At 65.0% G+C, this 17122-nt stretch carries 11 protein-coding genes; 1 reads left to right on the forward strand and 10 read right to left on the reverse strand.

The features are described from left to right. Positions 1 to 31 precede the first annotated feature (31 nt). The 10 genes from HRU71_03870 to HRU71_03915 form a co-directional block, all read right to left on the reverse strand. Positions 32 to 1453, reverse strand: a complete 1422-nt coding sequence (locus HRU71_03870; protein ID QOJ02676.1) for an O-antigen ligase family protein — start codon at positions 1451 to 1453, stop codon at positions 32 to 34. Between the two features lie 10 nt (positions 1454 to 1463). Next, positions 1464 to 2816 (reverse strand): glycosyltransferase family 4 protein, encoded by a 1353-nt coding sequence (locus HRU71_03875; GenBank protein QOJ02677.1) that lies wholly within the window; start codon positions 2814 to 2816, stop codon positions 1464 to 1466. A 14-nt stretch (positions 2817 to 2830) separates the two neighbouring features. Further along, a complete protein-coding gene (locus HRU71_03880; protein QOJ02678.1) occupies positions 2831 to 4300 on the reverse strand; it encodes a glycosyltransferase in 1470 nt (489 codons plus the stop codon). Further along, entirely contained in the window at positions 4297 to 5385 is a 1089-nt protein-coding gene (locus HRU71_03885; GenBank protein QOJ02679.1) for a hypothetical protein, read from the reverse strand. The genes HRU71_03880 and HRU71_03885 overlap by 4 nt, the downstream gene beginning before the upstream one ends. Next, entirely contained in the window at positions 5385 to 6389 is a 1005-nt protein-coding gene (locus HRU71_03890) for a polysaccharide deacetylase family protein (GenBank protein QOJ02680.1), read from the reverse strand. Before HRU71_03890 ends, HRU71_03885 begins: the two co-directional genes overlap by 1 nt. 3 nt (positions 6390 to 6392) lie before the next feature. Then, positions 6393 to 7904: a hypothetical protein gene (locus HRU71_03895; GenBank protein QOJ02681.1), complete on the reverse strand. Its 1512-nt coding sequence runs from the start codon at positions 7902 to 7904 to the stop codon at positions 6393 to 6395. 110 nt (positions 7905 to 8014) lie between these two features. After that, entirely contained in the window at positions 8015 to 9340 is a 1326-nt protein-coding gene (locus HRU71_03900; protein QOJ02682.1) for a glycosyltransferase, read from the reverse strand. A gap of 5 nt (positions 9341 to 9345) precedes the next feature. Further along, on the reverse strand, positions 9346 to 10593 hold the full coding sequence (locus HRU71_03905) for a FemAB family PEP-CTERM system-associated protein (GenBank protein ID QOJ02683.1): 1248 nt from the start codon (positions 10591 to 10593) through the stop codon (positions 9346 to 9348). Between the two features lie 728 nt (positions 10594 to 11321). Next, positions 11322 to 13019 carry a hypothetical protein gene (locus HRU71_03910; GenBank protein QOJ02684.1) on the reverse strand — a complete coding sequence of 566 codons (1698 nt, stop codon included), beginning with the start codon at positions 13017 to 13019 and terminating at the stop codon, positions 11322 to 11324. A 71-nt stretch (positions 13020 to 13090) separates the two neighbouring features. Continuing rightward, a complete protein-coding gene (locus HRU71_03915; protein ID QOJ02685.1) occupies positions 13091 to 13909 on the reverse strand; it encodes a polysaccharide biosynthesis/export family protein in 819 nt (272 codons plus the stop codon). Positions 13910 to 14228: 319 nt separating this feature from the next. On the opposite strand from HRU71_03915, the gene HRU71_03920 reads away from it, so the two are divergent. After that, positions 14229 to 17117: an AAA family ATPase gene (locus HRU71_03920; protein QOJ02686.1), complete on the forward strand. Its 2889-nt coding sequence runs from the start codon at positions 14229 to 14231 to the stop codon at positions 17115 to 17117. Positions 17118 to 17122: the final 5 nt, after the last annotated feature.

Below are 17122 nucleotides of genomic sequence, written 5' to 3' on the forward strand. Positions count from 1 at the left end.
CGCATTCACCCGGCTACGCGACTTGATTCCCTTATCGCATCATCGGCCGGCCTGATGCGAGCACACCGGGATGCCAGGCCGGTTGCGGTGATTCTGCCTCGCGCTCACGAGCAGGCGATGCGACGCTTGCTCCGGCGGCACGAAAACCAGCTTCGCGACGCAGTCTTCGCTCGCTCCACGAACGATGCACGGCGGCCTGAAGCGCCACACCCATGCCGATGATCGTTAACATCAGTTCAAGAAACTCCTCATTGTGGAAGAAACCGTGAACGCAGTACGCCACCATTCCCAGCAGCAACCCCCGCGACCAGAGGTAAGCCCATTTCAAATCGGGTGGCAGACGCCGCGACCAGCGCATGAAGCGCCAAAGACTGAACATGCTTCCCAGGATCAAGAGCAACCACATCGACACGCCCACAAGCCCCAGTTCAGCCGCTGCCTCCAGAAAGATGTTGTGCGCGGCCTTGCCGCTCCCACCGGCCGCCTTGCGCGCCGACTCAAAGTTGCCGAAGCCCACGCCAAGGATCGGCCGGCTGGCCAGCATGTCGCGTGCGGCGGTCCAGGTGACGAAGCGCGAGCTGGCGGACTTGTCCTCTCGGAAGTTGACGATCGATGCAACGCGGTTTCGCACCTCCGCCCCGGCGGCCAGATACACGATTCCAACAAACAGACAAACCGCTGCGATCGCGCGAAACCGATACTTGCTGCTCCACGCCATGCACCAGAGGACGACGGCGAGCGCGAGAAACCCGGCGCGGGAGCCCGATCCGAGGATCGCCAGACACGTCAAACCCGACGCCGCGGCAAACAACCATCGCCAGCGAAGCCTCGCCAGCGATTGCCCGAAGTAAAACAGCATCGGCAGCGCCATGACCGACGTCAACGCGAACAAGTTGTTATCGTACGTCTTGCCATAGACCTGGTGCGGACCCAGCAGTGCGACTTTCAGACCACCTTTGATGGCCCAGAATGCGGCGGACAGCGCCACCACGCCGTACAGAACTCGAAACCGCCTGGCCTCGGCGCACATCCCCGTCAGAATCGCGGTAACGATCAACACCTTGCACAAACTTCGGTACGCCGCAGAAGTCTCGGAAAGCGGATACTCCGACAGCGGGCGCGTCGCGCCGATGTAGGCGATCAGCAACCCCATCACCAGCAGCGGCCATGCCATTTCAAACAGCGGCGCGCGCTCTTGTACCGTCTTGAGCGCGATCACCTGGCCGTGCGCATCCTGCACCGGGCGAACGCTCTGCCGTTTGACGCCGATCGCCACCGCACCAATGACCAGCGGCAACCCGATCAGAAACGCATCCTGAAAATCCGGTTGCCAGCAAAGATATTTGGGCTGAAGGATGGACACCACGAGGTACGCGCAAAGGCCGAAGAACGGCCGCGTGAACACCAGGGGAATCATCGCGATCAGGATGCCGACGTAAATGGCAAAACGCATGGAATAGGCCTCACGTTGTACGCCATTGCAGGCGTTCGCGTGCGGCGGCGCCGCGTTCCGAATGCGTGCCTGGCAAAAGCCTGTCTTGATATCCCGACGCCCACGCCGCCGACGCGGAATTGTGATCGACCTGATTCCGGTCAGCACCGCGCACGACGCGCACGACGTGCGCCACGCGCTCCGCAAGTCGAACAAAACTCGCCTCGGCCGCGCGCCAGCAGAACGCCGCCACCGCTCGATCTCGCGCCGCCCGACCCAGCTCCGCGCGAAGCGGTTCGTTCACGGCGACCCGTCGGATGGCGTCGGCAAGCCTGCCAGGCGAATCCGCGTCCACCAGCAGCCCCGCACGACCGTTGTCGAGCAACTCGATATTCGCATTCTTTACACCGTGCCCGTCGGGCCGCAGCCCAATGCACGGCAAACCGCACGCCATCGCCTCCGCCAGCGCGTTGCCGAACGATTCGCCGATGGACGGAAACACGTACGCATCCGCCGCGTGCAGAACAGGCCGCACATCTCCCAACGCTCCAACAAAGCAAACGCGTCCTTCAATCCCGGTCCGACGCGTCCAATCCTCCAACGCCGGCCGTTGCGGTCCGTCCCCCGCGAGCAGCACGTTCACCGACAATCGATCAACCGAGCGAATTGCTTCCAGCAATCGCTCGACGCCCTTCTCCGCGGCCATGCGCCCGGTCCACGCCACCACGAAGGAGTCGTTCGGCACGCCAATCGCCGCACGCGCCGCCGCGCGCTGCGATTCCGTCGGCGGTTGAAACTCTACCGTGTCGACGCCCCCCACAATCGCGGTGAGTCGGGGACTGTCCAGTTCATAGGTTTGACGCGCTTGGCGCAGCGTTGTTTGGCTGTTGAACACCACGGCATCGGCGCACTGCATGGCGCGCCGTTCGCAATCGCGCTTGATCCAGCGATCAATTGTGAATGCCGCGATATTCCAGATTCGTCGTGCGCCGCCGCGGCGCTCCAGCAGCCGCACGGCGCCGGCCTCGTCATGCAGTAGCGTCGATCCGCCGCACACGAACACGCACGGCACCCCCGATCGGCAGGACTCCTGCGCGAGGACCGCTTCCGGCTGGCAAGTGATGAAAAGGTCGTGCGCCATCGCGCACCCGCGCACGATCCGGCTTGCCGTTGTTCGGCGGGCCAGGGCCTGAAGCGACCAGTGCGGCGCTGCGGCGTGACAAACGTCGGCTCGCAGAACGGGGAACTCTTTGATTCGCGCTTCGGCATCGGTGCGGTCGGCCTGCACGAGGAACGTCACGTCGTGACCGGCCTCGCGCAAGGCGCCGGCATATCGCAGGGCACGGCGGGAGAGTCCGCACGTGTTCGTGCGCAGCGTCGGCATGTGCCAAAGCACTCTCATCGCTTCGCCCCCCGGTCCTGTGTGCGGCTCGATTGCGACGCCGGCGCGCCTTCCGGATTGTGAGACCGCGTCCGCGTCAGTTCTCGCGCAGCGGCAGTCGCATTCATTCCGCTTCGATCCTTCACCGCCTCAAGCAGCGACGAGAATTGCATCGCGACCGCACGGCGCGTGAAGCGGTTGACAAACGTGGTATCACGCGGGGTCTGCAATTGCCCGGCGATGAAGCGCGATCGGCACGCCTCCAGCGCGCGGACGAGGTCATCGGCTGCCCCGCCGCCATGTAATACAAGTGTCGTATTACCGGCGGAACGCAGGATCCGCTCCAAATGCGTTCCCGCGTGGACAACCCCCAGCACGTGCCGCCCCGAGGCGAGATACTCAAACGTCTTCGATGGGATGCACAGCGCTCCCCCCGCGTTCGCCGGCGTCATGAGAAACAGCAAGTCAGCCCGGCGCATCGCATCCAGCGCCTCACCGTGCGACACATACCCGACGCGCTCCACAAAGCGCGAATCGTCCGGCTCAAACAACTGCTCCTGTTGACCCGACACGCTTCCAACGATTCGCCAGCGCACGCCCGGCTCGCTCGCCCCGGCGTTGACCCGTCGCAAGGCCGACAGCAGCAGGCCCACTGACTGGTCGCGATAGAACGAACCGACGCTGGTGATGCACAGTGACGTCGACCCGCCGGGTCTTGTAAGAGACGCCATCGACCCATCGCGGTTTGCACCGTGTTTCTCACATGATGCCTCGTCGTAGCCGTTCGGGATAACCTGAATCGCATGGCCTCTCCGGTGCCGCGCGAGCAGGTGATCTCTCAAGTCCTCGCACGTGACCACGACCGCCGCGGCGCGCGACACGATGTCGCGCTCCAGCGCAACCCATCGCTCATGCTCGGCGATGCTTCGCGGTTGATATGCAAAATTGTCCGTGATCGGGTCGCGCAGATCGGCGATCCAGGGAACCGCCAGCCGCCGCGCGATGCCCATCGCCGCCCGGTGAACCGAATGCGGCGGCGACGTGGAAATCACCGCGTCAAGCGGCGCGCTCCGCGCCAGCCGAACCGCCGCGCGAATCGCCGCTCCTGCCCACCACTGCTGCGGCTCGGCGCCGCACGAACGGCGCTGCCATCGATCCAGACGCCAGTAGATTCTATCCTCCACCCAGGTGCGCGGCCCGGCAACGGGAATCCATCGGGCCAGTTTCGCCGCCGCACCGCCGGAGTCCCACCCGAAGACGTCGTGCACCACCGGTCCCGGCAGCGCGCCGTCATGCTCCGCCAGCGTCTCATCGCGCAGCGGATGATGACGATGCCCGGCCCGCAGCACGTGCACGTCCCAGCCCAGCGCGCAGAGATGCCGTGCCAAAAACGCGGCACGCTGCACCCCGCTCCCACCCATCGGCGGGTAGTGATAACTCAACAGCAGCACGCGCCGCCGGCCGGGTTGCGAGGTTCGATCCGTCATACCACGTTGTTCCTCACGAATTCCCGCAACCGCCACGGAACCACGCTGTCCGCCGGCATATCCATCAAACGCGACAGGCCCCGCCGCACACGCCACGCCGCACGCCATCGGCTGTATGTCGCATCGCGCCGCGCGCCGGCGTCGCGGGACAGCCCGATCTGTTCCAGCGCGCGGACGATTCCGCGCTCGACCGCATCAATCGCCGGCGCCCAGCCCCACGGCTCATACCGGCACGGTGTACCCAGCGGATTCCACAGCGTCTCGTAGCGCTGCTGATTGGTCATGCGCAGTCCCGTCCAACGCCGCTCGTCACCGGTGCCCCACACAAAATGCGGACACGCGCACAAGCTCGCAAGATGCAGGCCACCCGTCGACGCCCCCGCCGCAAGCCGCGACGCCGACAACTGCTCGATGGCTTCGTCGAGCGTCGAAGCATAGCTCCCCACGCGAAGCCCGCGCCCGCGAAGCCGACCTGCCAGGTCCTCCCACCAAGCCGCCGGGAGATTGCGCTCCACCGCCGTACTGCGTGTCCGCGGCACCAGCAACACATCCAGCGTCACCGCGCGCGGCCGACGATACGACACAAACCGCTGATGCCGAACCGTCGCGGGCCAAAGCGCCCCTTGAAACCCCGGCATCAGCAGGTGCGCGCGGGATGATTCCCCTTTGCGCAATGCGTCAGCAATCTCTTGCTCGGCTGCTGTTTCACATGCTGCGACGCACCGCGACCGTACATAATCCGTCAGGCGATTGCCATCCAACGGCCGTCCATCGGCCGAAATGCGATGGTCCTCGCTCGCCTCGCCTGGCGCATCCGCCGTCTCCACTGGCACAAAGCGCACGTTGAGCGCTGCCGTGCCATGGTCATGCGAAGCTTCGCTCATTTCATACAAGGCCTGCCGACCCCGCGATACGCAGATCAGAACGCGCTGCCACGTGCCACGCGACACTTCCCAGCGCACGCGGCCCTGCCAGTTCATCAGCTCCCAGCCGAACTCTCCGATGTACGGCGCAACGACCAGCACGGGCGCCGAGCCGCCGGGAATCGATCGGTCGCCCAAAGTTGGTTCGAATCGATTCGGCATCACGCATGCCCCGGTTCAGCCGCATTGATCGGCCAGTCTTCCACCATCATTTCGAACTCCACCTGTGACCCAACGGGTGCGGGCTTGCGACTTAATTCGGTTGCCCGCGTGCGACCGGTCATATTGACGCGGCGGCGCGCATCGAGGATCGCGCGATGCCCCGTTTCGACGGCCAACTGCGCTGTGCGCGGCGTGTAGTGCCGCTTCAATCCGAACGGGTACGCCAGCGCAATCGGCGCTGCCCCGGTCCAGTCTCGCAGCAGATCGCGCGCCGTTTCCATCTCCGCACGCTGACTGGCTTCATCCAGTGCCGATAATATGACATGCCGGTGCGTATGGTTGCCGAACTCAAACAAATCCGGCTCGGCCCGGGCGATGTCCTCCGGTTCCAGATACGGCCGCAGCGCCGTCGCGATCTCGCGCCCGCTGCTTCCGACGCGGCGCACGACGTCTTCCAGCAAGTCAGGTAGATTCGCTTGAAAACATCGGCGCGCAAATGACTCCACCGATTCCGCCTCCCCGCGCGACCCCAATCCTGCCGCCGCCAGCGCCTGGGCCGCGCGCTGCCCGTGGCCGTTCGCGCAAAGCCATGCCAGCTTGTGCTGCCACAAGAGATCCTGATTCCCCACGACCCCCGTCACCGGAAAAATCGTCACCGGCACGCGCCGCCGAACCGTGATCGCACCCGCCGTGTGCAACGCGTCGGCAAAGCCGTCATCGAGCGTGATCGCCACGGCCCGGTGAACCGCCTCGCCGCGCTCCATCCGCGCGACGATGTCGCTCAAACGCATCGGCTCATAGTGCGCCAGCAGGTAGTCCAGGTGCCGCTCAAACTCGGCCGGCTCGTGTCGCAGTCCCGTTCCATCCGTGAAAACCGATGCACGCGCAGAGATGCTGTGATAGGCCAGGATGTGAATGCAGGTCTCATTTCGCCGGCGGCGCAGCTTCCGTACCACGCGGCCGGTCCAGGTCTCAAACGAAACGTCCTGCGCAAAGGTGGTCATGAATTACCTCCTCCCGATCCATGCTCGCCGCCCCACCGCGCGATTCAGCACGCCCGCGAGGCAGCCGGCTTGAAACTGCCGCGTCATCGTCATCAACCGCTCCGGTGCATGCTCCACCCGATCGGCCCCCGCCAGCCAGCGCGTGTACAGAACGCCGATGCCGCGGCTGATCGCCTCCACGTCATCGGGATCACACACGTGCGCTCCGGCCAGGCCTTCGAGCAGCCGCGCCGCTTCTCCGCCGGACGGCACCACCGCGAGAATCGGTCGCCCAATTCCTATGCACTCGTAGATTTTTGCCGTGCTGTCACCCTCGCCGCCCGCGGTCCGAGGCAGCAACACCACGTTGGCCGACGCGCCGGCCATCGCCTCCATCGCCTCGCGGTGCGGCTTCATCCCCAGATGCCGCACACGCCCGGCGTCCTCCGCGCGATCAAAGCGATCGGCGAACGGCCCCACGCGGCCCAGAAAATCAAATCGCGCATGCGACGCGCTGCCCGGCGTGCGATCCACGAACCGGCGAAATGCCGCGAGCACGGCATCCGGCCCGCGCTGACCGTACAGCGATCCGGCGTACAGCAGTTGAAACTCGCGGCGCGGGGCCGGCGAGACCTCCGGAAAATCGCTTGGATCGAAGCCGTTCTCGATCGTGACAAACTTCGGCGCCCAGCGGCCGTACCGCTCTGCGAATCGCCGCGTCATGTGATCATTTACGCTCACGACCGCCGCCGCGCGCCCGATCACCGCCGCCTCGGCCAGACGCGTCAGCCCCGCGCCGAATCGCGTCGTCCACTGCGGCCAGTGAACGTACTCCACCCACGGATCACGAAAATCGGCCACCCACGGCCGACGCAGGCGCGCCTGCACGTGCAGCGCGATCAAGTGATCGCTGAACGGCATTCCCGAAGAAAAAATCGCATCGAACGAATGTCGCCGATGAAGCGCGACCGCCATCCGGATCGCCTCGGAAAACCGCCAGATGCCGCGATCAGGAAACGCCAATCGTTGACCGATCGCCTGCATGCGCCACGCGAGCCAATCCGTGCACCGCTGTGCATCGCAGCCCACCAGCAAGCCGGGGATCCCGAGCAACGCGCCCAGGTCGCGGCTCCACCGACGCGGCCCGTCGTCCGCATCGAGACCCAGCCGATGCACTTCCACATCGGCCGGCACATCCTGAAGGCTCGCCAGATCGCAGGCGCGGCGCGCGTCCTCGGCAATGGGTTGGGGCTGGCGATGCGCACCAGTGAGTACAACGCTCTCCCAGCCCTGCTCGCAGAGATACTTCACGAACTTGCGGATGCGAATCGCTCCGACCGAAGCCACGGGCGGGAATCGACTGGCAATGACCAGTAGCTTTCGCGGGCACGCAGCGGCCTTTGCGCCTGCCGGTCGCTCGATGACCGGCGCAGCGATTTGGTGGCTCCGTTCCTTGGCCGATTTGCCGGGGTGCCGGCGCCGGAGCGGCGGTCCGCCAAAAATAAGTTTGTCGTCTTTTTCAAGCGGAGTGATCACCGGCGCTTCCTTGCGCGCGTGCGATGACGACCGGCGCGCACGGGCCAACCCGCCGCGTCCCATATCGCCGCACTCTAAGTTCTATCGAGACCGGTGATGGCAAACTGAAGTCAGATCGCCGCAGGAATGCGAGGCCGGGGGCGGCCGGGCTGCGCCGACGCGCGATGCGTCGTTATGGGACGGCCCGCGCCTTCTCCACATCCGCCGGATTCTCTCATTCCAGCATCCAGAAGCATGCCGCGCCAAGCGGTGTGAATCACGTCCAGATCATGATGCGCTCGCACGTACGCTTGGCCCGACTTGCCCACTCGATCACAGGCGTTGTCATCGCAAAGCAGTCGACCCACTTCCTCGGCGAATTCTGCCGTCGCGTCCGCCACCAGAATGCCCTCGCCGTTTCGGGCGTCGAGGCTCTCGCCCACCGCAGGCGTCGCCACGACTGGCCGCGCCGCCCCCATCGCCTCCAGCACCTTGTTCGGAAGCCCGCGCGAGATCCGCATCGGCGCAATCGCCACGCGCGACGCCAGCAGGTACGGCGTGATGCTCGGCACGTCCGCGATCACTTCGACGTCGTCGATGCCATGGAACTGGCGCAATCTACGCACCGGCGCACGACCGACAATTCGCAGCCGCGCCGACGGCGCCTGCCGCCGGACAATCGGCCAAACGTCCCGCACAAACCAACGCAGCCCGTCCACGTTCGGCTTGTAGTCCAATGCGCCGGTAAACGACACAATCGGTCGGCTCTGTGATGCCGACGGAGCCGATTCGATGATCGGCGCGGCGTTGGACAGCACGTGCAGATTCTTTCTCGCTCCGGCTTGATCCAGCACGCGCGCCTCGCGCCGGGTCACGACCGTTACCGCGTCAAACGCGTCCAGCCACGTCAGTTCGAGTTCCCGCAGACGACGACCCTCCCGCGCGTACACAGCTCGCAGCGGATTGGTCGTGCGGCCTCGGGCGGTCCCGCATGGACCCGGATCGCACAGGCCAGCGTAGCTTAGCCATTTCTCGCTGTCGGCATCGCACAGATCCAGCACGCGCCGCCGCCCGCGCGCGGCCAGCGCGAAGGGTGCCATCGCGCCGCCAAATGCATAGACCGCGTCGAACGGCGCGGCAGCGCTCCACGCCGCGATTTGTTCCCGTATGGTCCCGCTTGCGTAGGCCCCCAGCGTGACCGTGCCGCCGCGCAGTTGCTCCACCGCACCACGCATCAGCCCGATCAAAGCCCGGCGCGAAACGGCCAGCGAATCGACGCAGCAGGACGCGACCTGCGCAAAGTCTGCCCGCTCCTGTGCGCTCGACACGAAACTTGCGGCGTACACGTCGCACGAATCCGCCAACGCGGCAAACACCTGATGCGTCCGAATCTTGTCGCCCTTGTTCGGCGGAAACGGCGGTCGCGGTGACAGAAACAACACGCGCGGTCGTGCCATGCGGTTCACCCCGGAATCGACTTCGACAGCCATGCTCCCAGCGGCCGAGCCACCGCCAGCGGCAGGTATTTCCACGCTCGTCGCGCAAGTTGCCACTTCGTCGATCCAGCCGACAGATCAGGCGCCGTCCGCCCGGCCGGAACGTAAACCTGATACCCCAGCGGCTGCGGCTCAAAACCGCACAACCGCTTGAACTCATACGCGCCGCGATTGTCCACCCGGCTGCGCCCGAAGTCGTAAACCCGGCAGCCGTTCCGCACGGCCCATCGCATGGACGCGAGATACAGGTACTGGCTCACGCCATACAACGCGACGCGATCATCGAATCCCACGAAGTACGGCATGAACTCATCGCGATGCACAAATGAAACCAGCCCCGCGACGGGCCGACCGGCATACCGCACCATCTGCACGATCATGCCTGATCCAGCGTGCGCCGCCAGCGCGTGGAAAAACCGCTTCGGATAATTCACCGAGCCGAGCCGCCGCATCGAACGCGCGTACAGTTCCCATACCACATCGAGGTGATCCGCGCCGAACTCCGCTGATAGCTCATGTCGCTCGGTCGCCTTCCGCGCTGCGGCCCGGGCCTTGCGCGGGAGAAACGTCTCCAACTGCGACTCGCAACCCGGCAGGTCTCGACGAAACGTCGCATGATCGCTCATCACGGGAAGCGTGTTATCCAACGGCGTTCGCGAACGAAACTCAACCGAGCGAGCATTCATCTGATCCGCAAGGCGCTTCCCCGCGGCCAGCAGACATTCGGCCGCATCCGCATCGCTCGCCAGCACGCCCCCGTAGACGCCGTACGGGACGCTCACGAGGAGTCTGCCGGCAAGCCAGCTTTCAACTTTGAAGAGCGGGAGAACACCAGCCACCTCGCGTCCGCGCCGCGCCATGTAGTAGACCGCGCGATGGCCAAACGCATCTTCAACCGCACGCCGCCATGCCAGACTGTGAAAAACCGTCGCGTCGCGATGGGCGCGGACGTAAGCCGTGTACGCGGCTTCGTCGCCAGGTGCCAGCTCGTGGATGGAAACCGCCGGCTCGCCGCAGGCTCGGCCCCGCGACCGGCCATCGATCAGGCCGCGCGGTCCGCCGGATCGTACGCGTAACGCGCCGAGGGCATCCGACAGGCCGATGCGATGCAGCCGATCACGTTGAGCCGGTTCAATTGCAGCCAGCTCACCGACTGCCGCACCTGGTGCGCCGGGGTTTTGTGCATCCGAACAACCATGATGATTCCCGTGCATAGCGCACCAATCACGCCGACATCCGCCAGACGCTGTACCGGAGGTGTATCGACCAGGATGTAGTCGTATCTCTCGCGGATCTGCTCCATCGTTCGCGCAAGGGCCTTGGAATTGAGCAATTCCGCCACGCCGGATGGGTCGCCCGCGCGCCCCGCCGGCATCACCCAAAGATTCGGCAACGCCGTCTTAACCAGAACCTCTGAAAGGCTGCAACGGCCGATGAGCAGGTCCGCCAAACCCGGTGACGACGGGACGCCAAAGAGGCCGCCCAACACACCGCCGCGCAGATCGCCATCCATCGCAAGGACGCGCAAGTGCCGAATCTCTGCAAGGGTCACCGCGAGATTGGCCGTCGTGACGCTCTTGCCTTCGCGCGAAACGCTGCTGGTCACCGCGATGCAATTTCGTTCGCCGGGCTTTGTACGCGAGACCAGCCACGTTCGCGCAGCGCGATATTGCTCCGCGATCTGCGAACTTCGATCGGTCCACGCAACGACGCTGGGGTCCACTTGATTCGACCCCTTGGCGGGGGAACCCTCCGCGGTGAAACGGTTCGTCAGGATGGCCGGACGGTCGACCAGCTCATTCGGCGGGACCGGCTGCACGTCCGCCGCGCCGCTCGAACCCGCGGAGGCAGGTGCCGTCTCGGCGCGCTCCGCCTGGCGGATCGCGCGCTCCTGCTCGGCTTTCTTCAGTGCGTCTGCAATGCGTCCCATGGATCGCCCTTCTTAGTCGTCCGACACATTCGGCTCAAACACGATTTGAATCGCGCGATGCGGCTTCGCCTTGATCTCCACCAGCTTCGCGGGTTGCTCCAGGCTCAAGTACGCCGCCGTGCCGGTGCCGGCCAGCGCTGCCAACAGCAGAATCGCCAACGTCGGCATGGCCAGCATGTTCCAGGCAAGTCGGCGCTTGCGCTGCGCCCGCGTCACGATCAGATCAATGCTCTCAATCACTGGTACGCCAAGCGAACTGGAGAGATGCTTGACCGTGCGATACGAGTGATCCAGAAACTCCCGCGCCAGCACCGTCACCACGCCCGCCGCCAACGCAACCGCAAGGCATATCCCCACGACCAGCAACGCCGACGGATAAGTCGGCCGGCTGCTCTGCTCCACGTCGCGAATGGTCGCGAAGTGGATTGAACGCCCGCTGTGCTGGGCCGTGCGCATTTGTGCCACTGGCTTGACGCTATCCTGCCACGATTTTAACTCACCCTCAATGCGATCGGCTTTTTGCCGCAGCAGGTGGTACTCATCCCGGTGGCCGAGCACGTCGGCGCGACGGGACTCGACCTCGGCCGTCATGCGCTGTACGGTCTCGCGCCGGGCTCGCGTCGCCGCCAGCTTTCCGTCCAAGTCCGCCAGTTGCTGCTCGATGTGATCCAGCGCGGCCGGACCGGTGACGACATCGTCCTCCAGTTCGATTCGCTCGGGCGTTTGCGCCAATTCCGCCTCCATCGCTTCAATCGACGCGCGAAGCTGCACGACCGACGGATGCGCCTCGGTCATGCGCTTGGTCGTTCGCAACGTGGTCAGTTCCTGTCGCAGTTTCCCGAGCGACGCGACGAGTTCGGCGCGGCGAGGATTCGGCGCCGAGGAAAGCAGCGATGCGGGCGCAGCCGGCAACCCGCCCTTTTTCGCGGAACGGGCCTCTTCCAGGGCCTGACGATGATGCTCCAATTGCTCGCGCTGACGCTCCAGCGCCACGCGTTCCATCCCCAGCGCGGCCAACTCGGACTGATTCGGGTCCACGGTTGCCGGATCGATGCCGGGATATTGCAACTCCATCGCCGTCAACTTCGCGCGAACGTCTGACAACTCGGCGCGGGCGGATTCCACCTGCGCCTCCAGAAACCGCTGCGCATCGTCCAGAACCTGCGTCGTGCGCTGACGCGACTTCTCAAGATACACATCACGCAACATTGCGAGGATCGGCGACACCAGGGAGGGGTCTTCCATCGAAAGCGAGAGACTGACGACCTCCCGCGCCGACGACGACTCCTGCGATTTCACCGTCAAGCCTCGCGCCACCTCGTTCGCCAGACGCAACCGTGCAGCCTCGCCGGCCGGCGTCAGGCTGCCGTCGTCAAAGCGCGGCGCGGCGATCGGCAGGTCCAGTCCATCCAGCACCGTGAGCAGCGTCGCCTCGTCTTTCAGATCCGCCGCCAGGTGCGCCTTGATTTCGGTGTACGGCTCCTTCCAGGCCCGCCCCATCATGTTCGCCAGGACCGCATCGTTGTCGCGCCGCAGCACCGTCGTGGCCGTGTACTGCCGCGGCACATACAGCGACGCAGCAAAGGTCACCGCGCCGACCACGCAGAACGGCACATAGAAATGCCAGCGCCGCTCGCGGATGACGCGAAGCACCTCACCCACGGTGTGTCGAAGATCCGTCACGGAGTATTCGTCAAACTGATGTTGCATGGCTTGCCGACTTCCTTGTCTGCCCGCTTCGGCTCGTCGCGCTCGAATCCTGCTGCTGCTTCACGATCGCGCTACGGCGCCGCGGCGCTTACGACGCGCCCCGCGCCCAATCCCCCGCCCGAAACCATGACCGACTGGGACGCCTGTCCAAGCGGAAACGTCAGCTCGGCGATCGCAAGACCCAGTTTCCCCAGCGGCGTCGGCGGCACATAGATGATGTCGCCCTCCTGAAGCAGGAGGTTCTGATCCATCTTGCCGTCCTCGATCATGCGCTTGGCGTTGACGCAAACAATGCTGCGCTTGTCTTCATGCGGACTGGGCCGGATGACCGTGATCTTGTCCCGGGCCGCAATGAATCGCAGGCGAGCCTTGGCCAGCGCCGTGATCAGCGTGTCCCGCCCGGAATAAGGAAACGCACCGGGCTGCTCTACCTGGCCAAAGACGTAGTACTTCTTGCTCATCGCGTCGGCCAGCCGAACGTTGACCTGCGGCGATTCGTAGTACGTCGCCAGCAGGGATTCCAGCTTCTGGGCAATCTCCGCCGGCGTCAGACCCGCGACCTGCACGTCGCCCAGCAGGCGCAGCGAGATCTTGCCATCCTGGCGGATCGTTTGAATCTCACCATCGATTTCGGGCGATTGCGGAGAACTGATCTCAATCGAATCCGGCGGCTGGACGCGATATTCCGCCGCCGACACGTTCGCCTCCCAGTCGTGAATGAAGGCGTTGACCTCGCGGTCATTCGGCGTTGATGAACAGCCCGCTCCCGTCAGAATGCCCAGTGCGAATAAACCCGCCTGGGCGACGCGGCCCGATCGTTTGCACCGGATTCGGGAACAACTCGCTGTGCCATCGGGCGCGCCGATGCTTCGGTGTGTGTTGCCGTCCATGGCTCCTCGCTCGCTTCTCTCCCGCGGCCTTATCGGGTGAGTCCGGGATCAACTGAACTATCAAGCGGTCGAGATTCAGCCTTTTCGTTGAGTTCGAAGCGCCAACAGCGAGATCGTGAGGCGGCTCGGTCGGCAATTTTTGCGCGAGCATGTTTGCCGCCTCGATGAGCCAGGGCCGACGGGACAGCCGGGCAATGCGTCAAGCGCGCAAAGTTTCGATTCCGATAACACTTACAACGATTCGGCACTCGATCTCTGCCCGGACGCAGCGGCCGAACGAATCCCGCGCGAGGCCAATCCGCCGGGCCAGGAGCCACTCATGTATTGCGATTTTTTCGGTCTGTCGGTTCCGCCGTTCAACAACACGCCCGATCCGAAGTTCTTCTTCAACACGCCCGACCACGAAGAAGCGCTCGCGTCCCTGATCTATGCCGCGCACGAGCGCAAGGGCTTTGTCCTCGTGACCGGCGAAGTCGGCTCGGGCAAAACGCTCTTGAGCCGCATCGTCTTGTCGCGCTTTGAATCCAACATCCAGACGGCGACGATCACCAACTCGCGCGTGAGCGGGCGGGAGTTGCTTGCCGCGATCTGCCGCGAGTTTCGACTCCCGGTCGATGCGGGGGCCTCGGCGGCCGAACTTTCGCTGAAGCTCGAAGCCTTCCTGATGGAACAATATGCAAGCGACGGCATCGTGGTGGTCACGATCGACGAGGCCCAGAACCTCCCGCACGACGCCTTTGAGGAGCTTCGCCTGCTCGGCAACCTCGAGGCCGACGACGCGAAACTGCTCCAGGTTCTGATCCTGGGTCAGCCGGAATTGCAGGAAACCTTCCGGCGGCCTGACATGCGCCAGCTTCAGCAGCGGCTGTTTCGGACGTTCCACCTGCGGGCGATGTCTCGAGAATTGACGTTTGGATACATTCAGCATCGCCTGGAGATCGCGGGGCTGTCGGCCGGCCGCAGGCTGTTCGATGACGCGGCGCTCGAGGCGATCTATGCGCATTCGGAAGGCCTGCCACGACTGATCAATCAGATCGCCGACAACGCGCTGCTCGCCGCCTACGCCGACAGCGCCGCGATCGTCACCCGCGGCATCATCGAGGAAGTCGTCACCCAAATGCTGGCCCCGCCGCAGGTGGCCAGCGCCGCGCCGCGCGGCGCCCTGGCGCGACACGCAATGCAGTTTCCGCAGGACCCCGCACCGGAACCGCGGCCGATGCCGGCAACGACCTCGACGGCCGCGCCCGAAGCCTGGGCAACGAGCACACCGCCTCCGCAACTCGTCGCGATTCCGCCGATGCCGGCGCCATCCGCGCCGCCGCGCATCGATGCGCGACTCGAGGAGGAAATGCGTGCGCAACTCGCCCGGATGTCCGCCGCGTCGGCATCCGAGCAGGCCCGGATTGAGCACTTCCTTTCGGATCAGCAGCGCAAGTTCGCCGAGCTGGATCGCCAGATGCGTCAGACCCTGATGCGCTGGACCGAACAGCGCGACATCGGCGAACGCCGCCACAACGACGCCATCGCACAGCTCGACGAGCGCGCCCGCGCCATCGCCGAGCAGCTCGAGGAGCGCGCCCGCGCCATCGCCGCACAGGTCGATCACGTCTCACAGCGGGCCGAGTCGCGCACCGCCGACGCCGCGAAGACGCTTGAACAATTCATGGCGCAGATGCGCGCCAAAATGGACGAGACATTCGGCTACATCGAATCGCAGGCCCAGGCCACGCGCGACGACCTCCGCGCTGCCAACGAGAACCTCCGCACCGCGCACGAAGTGATGCAGCGTGCCCAGTCGGTGCAGCAGTCGCTTACGGGCAGCGGCAAGCAACTGGTCGAGCTGCACTCCAAAGCCGACGCCGCCCTGGCCCTTGGAGAGAAAGTCGTCGCGTCGATCAAATCACAAGGGCGACGCTCGGTGTCGGAAGTCCGTGCCTGCCTGCTTCAGATTCACCAGGCGGCCGATCGCATCCGTCGCGAGCTGCGCGAGGTCGGCGAGGAACTGCGCTTCACTTCGCAGAACGCTTCCGCCAACCTGGCCGATCACGAGCGCCGCATTGAAAACCAAAGCCGTCAGGCGCTGGAAGAGATCAACACGCTGGCGAACCGCGTGCAGGCCAGCGCCACGATTCTCCTCGAATGCGGCAACAACATTCGCGAAGAGTGCGACCGCCGCGCCGCGCAGATCGATGCCAAGCTCACCGAGGCGCGCCGCGTCGCCGACGCCCAGGCAACCCAGCTCGCCGAACGCGCCCAGGCCTACATCGAGGAAATGCGCGAACTGCACGCCGTCATTCTGCACGACGCCGAAGTTGCGCAAACCACGATCAACCAGGCCGCCGGCAAGTACGCCCTCGAATTGCGCGAGCCGGCGGATCGAGCCGTTCGCCTTGTTCAGGACTTTGAGGCGCAAACCTGTGCCCGCGCCGGCGAGCTGCTCCAGCGGGCACAGAAAGTCCACGATGACACGCACGCTTACCTTGCGGCCCCGCGCGAAGTCGTCGAAGCCGCCGCACGACAGACCGAAGTCCTCGCGAAACTGTCCCGTTCGGTTTCCAGCGTGATTCACAAGCTCGCGGACGCCGGTGGCGTGGCACACGATCGTTGCGAGAGGCTCGCCGAGCAAAACACCCTTGCCGACGAACGCATCCAGCTCATCCGCGCCCATTCGCAGCGTCTGGGCCAGCTGGTCGGCCTTGTGCGGCAAGCTTACGGATCCATCGACGCGCGCGTGCAGGGCCTGCGGTACGGGCTCGCCCAAGCCGATCAGTTTTTCCAGGCCCCGCCGCTGGAGCTTCCCGATTCCGACCGCCTGGCGCGCTCGACGACGGATGCGGAATCTGTCGATGTCGTGGCACGGATGGCCCCGGCGATTCCGACGCATCCGGAAAAATCAAATCGTGCCGAAAACAAGACATCCTCGCCTCGGTCTCACACGCCGCAGACGGCCCACGCTTTTCCAACGCAGACCAGGGCGACCGACTCTCCGGCACCGGCTTCCGTCAAGGGACCCGCCGCCTCCGGAGCGCCGGCGGCGCCTGCGAACTTTGCCAAAGGATCCCTGGGGGAACTGGTTCAGAAGAACCAGAAGCTTAACGCATGGCTCAAGGAAGTCCTCGGCGAAGCGCAAGCAGCCGCCGTTCAAGCCTTCCCCCAGCCCGATCGTGAGACCGCGGCACACGCCCCCCCGATAGCCAAGGCGTCGTAAGGCTC

The sequence above is a fragment of the Planctomycetia bacterium genome (genome assembly GCA_015200345.1).
Taxonomy (GTDB): Bacteria; Planctomycetota; Phycisphaerae; order UBA1845; family UTPLA1; genus PLA3.